Genomic DNA, 6,386 nt, shown 5'->3' with positions numbered 1-6,386 from the left:
TGGCGGAACTGATGCGCCTCAAATCTTGTGTCGCCATCGGCGGAACGCATAGCAAGACGACGACCACCTCGCTGGTCGCCTCCATCCTCGATGCAGCGGACCTCGATCCGACGGTCATCAATGGCGGCATCATCAATGCCTATGGCACCAATGCGCGTCTGGGCGATGGCGAGTGGATGGTTGTGGAGGCCGATGAATCCGACGGCACCTTCATCAAGCTGCCGTCCACCATCGCGGTCGTTACCAATATCGATCCGGAACATCTGGACTATTACGGCACCTTCGAGGCCGCCAAAGATGCCTTCCTCGCCTTTGTCGAGAATGTGCCCTTCTATGGCGCGGCGGTGATGTGTATCGATCACCCGGAAGTGCAGGCCTTGATCGGTCGTGTGCGCGACCGGCGTATCGTGACCTATGGCACCAGCATCCAGGCAGATATTCGCGCGACCAATGCGCGCGTCGAAGGCGGTTTCAATGTGTTCGACGTGACGATCACGAACCGCAAGACGGGCGACAAGCGCGAGCTGCCGGGCGTGAAGCTTGCCATGCATGGCAAGCACAACATGCTGAACAGTCTCGCCGCTATCGGCGTGGCGCTGCAGCTTGGCATTTCGGACGACCGTATCCGCACGGCGCTTGAAGGTTTCGGCGGCGTGAAGCGGCGCTTCACCTATGTGGGCGATTGGAATGGCGTCCACATCTATGACGATTACGGTCATCACCCGGTGGAAATCGCCGCCGTCTTGCAGGCCGCCCACAGCGCGGGCGAGGGGCGCACCATCGCCGTGGTGCAGCCGCATCGCTATACGCGGCTCCACAATCTGTTCGATGATTTCTGCGCCTGCTTCAACGATGCGGACGCGGTGATCGTCGCCAATGTCTATGAGGCGGGCGAGAAGCCGATCGAAGGCGCGGATCGCGACGCGTTGGTCGCGGGGCTTCGTGATCGCGGCCACCGCAATGTCGTGCCGCTCGACAAGCCGGAAGACCTTCCCGGGATCGTTGCCGACATGGCGAAGCCCGGCGACATTGTCGTTTGTCTCGGAGCCGGCAATATCACGCAATGGGCGAATGCGCTGCCCGCCGACCTGGAAAAGAAATTCGGCAAGGGAGGGGACGCATGAACGCGGCTGTCTTCCATACCGATCTGATCGAGCGTCTGCCTGAAGTACGGGGCGAACTGACGGCCAATGCGCCGCTTGCGCCGCTCACATGGTTCCGTGTCGGCGGCCCGGCGGAAGTGCTGTTCCGACCGGCGGATGCCGAAGACCTTGCCGCCTTCCTTGCGGGCTGCCCCGAGGATGTGCCGGTAACGGTGGTCGGCGTCGGGTCGAACCTTCTCGTGCGCGACGGCGGGGTGAAGGGCGTGGTCATTCGTTTGGGTAAGCCCTTCATGAGCATAGAAGCGGAAGGCGATTTTGTGCGGGCCGGCACGGCCGCGCTCGATGTAGCGGTCGCCCGCGCAGCGCAGCAGGCAGGCATTGCCGGCCTTGAGTTTTATCGCGGCATTCCCGGTTCCATCGGCGGCGCCCTGCGCATGAATGGCGGTGCTTACGGCTCGGAAACGAAGGATGTGCTGGTCGAGGTGAAGGCGGTTTCGCGCAAAGGCGAGATCGTGACGCTTTCCAACGTCGATATGCATTACAGCTACCGCCATTGCGGTGCGCCGGACGACTTGATTTTCGTCGAGGCGCTCTATCGCGGGCATGCGGGAGACAAGGCAGCGATTGCTGCGCGGATGGAAGAGATCACCTCTTCGCGCGAGGCGAGCCAGCCGATCCGCAGCCGCACCGGCGGCAGCACGTTCAAGAACCCGGAAGGGCGGAAGAGCTGGCAGCTCATCGACGCCGCAGGCTGTCGCGGACTTGTCCGCGGCGGTGCGCAGGTGAGCGAGCAGCATTGCAACTTCCTCATCAATACGGGCGATGCAACCGCCGCCGACCTTGAAGGGCTTGGCGAGGATGTGCGCGCCCGCGTGAAGGAAACCAGCGGCGTAACGCTTGAATGGGAAATCCGGCGCATCGGTATCCCCCTGAAGGAGGCTGCATGACGGACGGAAAGCATGTCGCCGTTCTGAAGGGCGGCTGGAGCGCGGAGCGGGATGTGAGCCTTGTCTCGGGCAAGGGATGCGCCGATGCGTTGCGCAAGGGCGGCTATCGCGTGAGCGAGATCGACGCCGGCCGCGATCTTGCCGATCAGATTTTGCGCGTAAAGCCGGATGTCTGCTTCAACGCATTGCACGGCCAATGGGGTGAGGACGGTTGTGTGCAGGGCCTTCTTGAAGTGCTTGGTGTGCCCTACACGCATTCCGGCGTGCTGCCCTCCGCGCTCGCCATGCACAAGGAGCGCGCCAAGGCCGTTTTCCGCGAAGCGGGCCTGCCGGTTGCCGATAGTCTTGTCGTGCCGCGCGAGCAGGCGGCGCTTGGTCATGTGATGTCTCCTCCTTATGTAGTGAAGCCGCTCAATCAGGGGTCGTCCGTCGGTGTCTTCATCGTGAAGGAAGGGGATAATCGCCCGCCTGCGGAGCTGACCTCACCGGAATGGGATCTCGGGCATGAGGTGATGATCGAACGCTTCGTTGCCGGCCGCGAGCTGACCTGTGCCGTCATGGGCGAGGAAGTTTTCGAGGTGACCGAGATCATCGCCAACACCGCTTTCTACGATTATGAGGCGAAGTATCAGGAAGGCGGCTCGCGCCACATTCTGCCTGCGCCGATCGACGAAGAGCTGAAGCAGGAAGTCCAGCGCATCACCCTGGCGGCCCACAAGGCGCTGGGATGCAGGGGCGTGACGCGCTCCGACTTCCGTTATGACGACACGAAGGGTGGCAAGGGCGAACTCATTCTTCTGGAAGTGAATACGCAGCCCGGCATGACGCCGACGTCGCTCGTGCCCGAACTCGCGAACCTGGCCGGATATTCATATGTGGAACTGGTGAGCTGGATGGTGGAGGACGCTTCATGCGGGAGGTGAAGTCGAAATCCCGGACGTCGCGCACGGGCGTGACGCGCCGAAAGAACGGCAAGAGCGCCGTGGCGCCGGGCAAGCGCCGCAACACGGCGCAGACGCGCATCTTCGGCAAGCGCAAGACGCCGCCGAAGGGGCCGGTCGCGGCGCGCCTCTATGCGCTGACGCAGGGCGAGGTGCCGATGCGGCCTTTCACCGTCGGCGCCGGTGTGCTGATTGTGGGCGTCGTTCTCTACGGTCTTTTTGTCGGCGGCCATGTCGCCGCGGCGGGCCGCGCGGTAACCGCGCAGGCAGACAAGCTGATGGCGCTGGCAGGTTTTTCCATTCAGGAGGTGACCGTGACGGGCCGTCATCATACGCGGCCCGACCGCCTCCTTGCCTCGCTCGGCATCAGCCGCGGCGATCCCATCCTGTCTTTCGATACCGAAGAGGCACGCGAACGGGTGGAGCGTCTCGACTGGGTGAAAAGCGCCACGGTCACCCGGCTTCTGCCCGATGCGATCCGGCTCGACATCGTGGAGCGCAAGACCTTCGCCATCTGGCAGCGCGGCGGATTTCTTTCCGTTGTGGACCGGGAAGGTACGCCGATCACGGATGAGAACATCAAGAATTACGCATCGCTGCCGTTCATCGTCGGGTTCGGCGCGCCGCGCGCCGCGCCGGAGCTGATCGCGATGATGGCGAAGAAATATCCGGCGCTGCTGACGCGGGTGCGGGCCTTTGTGCGTGTGTCGGAGCGCCGCTGGAATCTGCGCCTTGAAAACGGCGTCGATGTGAAGCTGCCGGAAAAGGATGTGTCCGGCGCGCTGGCGCGTCTGGTTGCGTATGACGCGGAACATAAGGTCCTTTCCCGCGACATCGTTTCGGTCGATCTGCGTCTGAAGGATCGGGTGGCGGTGGAGTTGACGAAAGAAGCGGCCGACGCCCTGAAGGACGGTTCGGCGGTAGGTGTCAGTTTGCATGATGGTGATGTGCGGTCGAAAGCGACCGGCACGGGGGACAGAACATGAATATGGTGTCGCTCGGTTCCAAGGGGTTTCAGGGGCGTCCGGTCGCACCGGGCCGTTCCGGCGTGGTGGCTGCGCTGGATGTCGGATCCAGCAAGGTCTCCTGCTTTATCGCGAAGGTCGAACCCGGTCGCATGGCGAACGGTCATGTGCCCATGCGGGTGGTCGGCATAGGTCATCAGGTGTCCCGGGGTATCCGCGCCGGCACCGTTGTCGATATGGATGCCGCCGAGGAGGCGATCCGGATTGCCGTCGACACGGCCGAGCGCATGGCGGGCATCACCATTCGGGAGGTTCTCGTCACGGTGTCGGGCGGCGAACCCAAGAGCCAGACGGTCGGCGTCAAATCCAAGCTTCAGGGCTCGGAAGTGACGGATGACGATCTGGCGCGGCTGATCGGTCATGCCCAGGAGAATTTCCAGCCCGAGGGGCGGGAAGTGCTTCACGCCATCCCGACCAATTACAGCATCGACGACAGCCGGGGCGTGCGCGATCCGCGCGGCATGTTCTGCGACAAGGTGGGCGTGGAAGTCCACATGGTCAGCACACAGAGAGGGGCGCTGCGCAATCTCGAAATCTGCGTCGAGCGGTGCCATCTCGCCGTCTCCGGCATTGCGGTTTCACCCTATGCGAGCGGTCTGGCCTGTCTGGTCGAAGATGAAATGGACCTTGGCGTTGCCGTTCTCGACATGGGCGGCGGCACAACTTCACTTGCGGTCTTCTTTGAAGGGGCGATGGTCTATTGCGATTCCGTGTCAATCGGCGGGAATCACATTACAAATGACATCGCGCGAGGACTCTCTACACCGCTGGCCCATGCAGAACGCATGAAGACGCTTTACGGCAGCGCGCTGGCGAGTCCATCCGATGAAAGAGAGATGATCGACGTGCCGCAAGTGGGCGAAACAGATTCGGACTCGGCGAATCATATTCCCAGGTCGATGTTGACCGGAATCATTCAGCCGCGTCTCGAAGAGACGTTCGAACTGGTACGCGACAGGCTGGAAGCGAGCGGCTATGGCCGGCTCGCCGGACGGCGTGTTGTGTTGACCGGTGGCGCGAGCCAGTTGAACGGCGCTCGCGAACTTGCTGCGCGCATGCTCGACAAGCAGGTGCGCGTAGGCCAGCCAATCCGCATTGCGGGGCTGGCAGATGCGACCGGTGGCCCTGCTTTTTCGGCATGTGCCGGTCTTCTTTCCTATTCGCAGATGTCTCCGCTCGAGGCGGCGGCCCATGACCCGGACGGGGAGGCCGCTCCGCGCGGCCATATCCGCAGGCTTGGCCGATGGCTGAAGGAGAATTTCTGATGGCGCGCAACGATGATTTTCCGGCCCGCAAGCGCGGCGGGCACCTATGCGGGGCAAGCGACCGGCGGCGGCAGGGCCGGTCGGCTGGCGTTCCGGATGTTTCCGGACAGGGCCTCGTTTTTCAAATTGCTCTCAGGAGGCTGACATGAGCATCAAACTTTCGGTTCCGCAGGAGAAGGAACTCAAGCCGCGCATTACCGTCTTCGGTGTAGGCGGTGCGGGCGGCAATGCGGTCAACAACATGATCGAAGCCGGGCTGGAAGGTTGCGACTTCGTGGTGGCGAATACGGACGCCCAGGCGCTTTCGGCGTCTCTGGCGGAACGGCGGATCCAGCTTGGCGCCGACATCACGGAAGGTCTCGGCGCAGGCTCGCGGCCTGAAGTCGGCTGCGCGGCGGCCGAAGAGGCCATCGAAGAAATCGGCGAACAGCTCACCGGTGCCCATATGGTGTTCATCACCGCGGGCATGGGTGGCGGCACCGGCACCGGCGCCGCACCCGTGGTGGCGCGCACGGCTCGGGAGCAGGGCATTCTCACCGTCGGTGTGGTGACCAAGCCTTTCCAGTTCGAAGGCTCGCGGCGCATGCGTATTGCGGAGGAAGGCATTTCCGACCTTCAGCAATATGTCGATACGCTCATCATCATTCCGAACCAGAATCTGTTCCGTATCGCGAATGAGAACACGACCTTTGCCGATGCGTTCGGCATGGCGGACCAGGTTCTTCATTCCGGCGTGGCTGGCATCACCGACCTGATGATGAAGCCCGGCCTGATCAATCTCGACTTTGCCGATGTGCGCACCGTCATGAACGAGATGGGCAAGGCGATGATGGGAACCGGCGAAGCGGAAGGCGAAAGCCGTGCCGTTGCCGCTGCGGAAGCCGCGATTTCCAACCCGCTGCTCGATGAAGTGTCGATGAAGGGCGCCCGGGGCGTGCTCATCAACATCACGGGCGGCATGGACCTCACGCTTTATGAAGTGGACGAGGCGGCCAACCGCATTCGCTCCGAAGTCGATCCGGACGCGAACATCATCGTCGGTTCGACCTTCGACAGCTCGATGGATGGCCGGATGCGCGTTTCGGTCGTGGCCACCGGTATTGAG

General features: G+C 62.8%; 6 protein-coding genes. All 6 read left to right on the top strand.

The genetic code is table 11. The annotated features are described in order from the left end of the window. A partial coding sequence (murC, locus tag CMI59_RS02005; RefSeq protein WP_293324002.1) for a UDP-N-acetylmuramate--L-alanine ligase occupies positions 1-1,124 on the top strand: 1,124 nt, incomplete at its 5' end. Beyond that, positions 1,121-2,050 (top strand): UDP-N-acetylmuramate dehydrogenase, encoded by a 930-nt coding sequence (gene murB / locus CMI59_RS02000; RefSeq protein WP_293323999.1) that lies wholly within the window; start codon positions 1,121-1,123, stop codon positions 2,048-2,050. The genes murC and murB, both read left to right, overlap by 4 nt. After that, positions 2,047-2,973 (top strand): D-alanine--D-alanine ligase, encoded by a 927-nt coding sequence (locus CMI59_RS01995; RefSeq protein WP_293323997.1) that lies wholly within the window; start codon positions 2,047-2,049, stop codon positions 2,971-2,973. Before murB ends, CMI59_RS01995 begins: the two co-directional genes overlap by 4 nt. Continuing rightward, on the top strand, positions 2,961-3,977 hold the full coding sequence (locus CMI59_RS01990; RefSeq protein ID WP_293323994.1) for a cell division protein FtsQ/DivIB: 1,017 nt from the start codon (positions 2,961-2,963) through the stop codon (positions 3,975-3,977). The genes CMI59_RS01995 and CMI59_RS01990 overlap by 13 nt, the downstream gene beginning before the upstream one ends. Beyond that, complete coding sequence (gene ftsA, locus CMI59_RS01985; protein WP_293323991.1) at positions 3,974-5,281, top strand: cell division protein FtsA; 1,308 nt, start codon at positions 3,974-3,976, stop codon at positions 5,279-5,281. Before CMI59_RS01990 ends, ftsA begins: the two co-directional genes overlap by 4 nt. A 145-nt stretch (positions 5,282-5,426) precedes the next feature. Further along, positions 5,427-6,386 (top strand): cell division protein FtsZ (ftsZ, locus tag CMI59_RS01980; RefSeq protein WP_293323987.1); only part of this gene is annotated, 960 nt, incomplete at its 3' end.

This window comes from Parvibaculum sp. (genome assembly GCF_002684405.1).
Taxonomy (GTDB): Bacteria; Pseudomonadota; Alphaproteobacteria; order Parvibaculales; family Parvibaculaceae; genus Parvibaculum.
This window is presented reverse-complemented; position numbering and strand designations above follow the sequence as displayed.

Bases quoted from the DNA above. Each gene is read 5' to 3' on its own strand.
- murB (WP_293323999.1), top strand. From the start codon at position 1,121: ATGAACGCGGCTGTCTTCCATACCGATCTGATCGAGCGTCTGCCTGAA.
- CMI59_RS01995 (WP_293323997.1), top strand. From the start codon at position 2,047: ATGACGGACGGAAAGCATGTCGCCGTTCTGAAGGGCGGCTGGAGCGCG.
- CMI59_RS01990 (WP_293323994.1), top strand. From the start codon at position 2,961: ATGCGGGAGGTGAAGTCGAAATCCCGGACGTCGCGCACGGGCGTGACG.
- ftsA (WP_293323991.1), top strand. From the start codon at position 3,974: ATGAATATGGTGTCGCTCGGTTCCAAGGGGTTTCAGGGGCGTCCGGTC.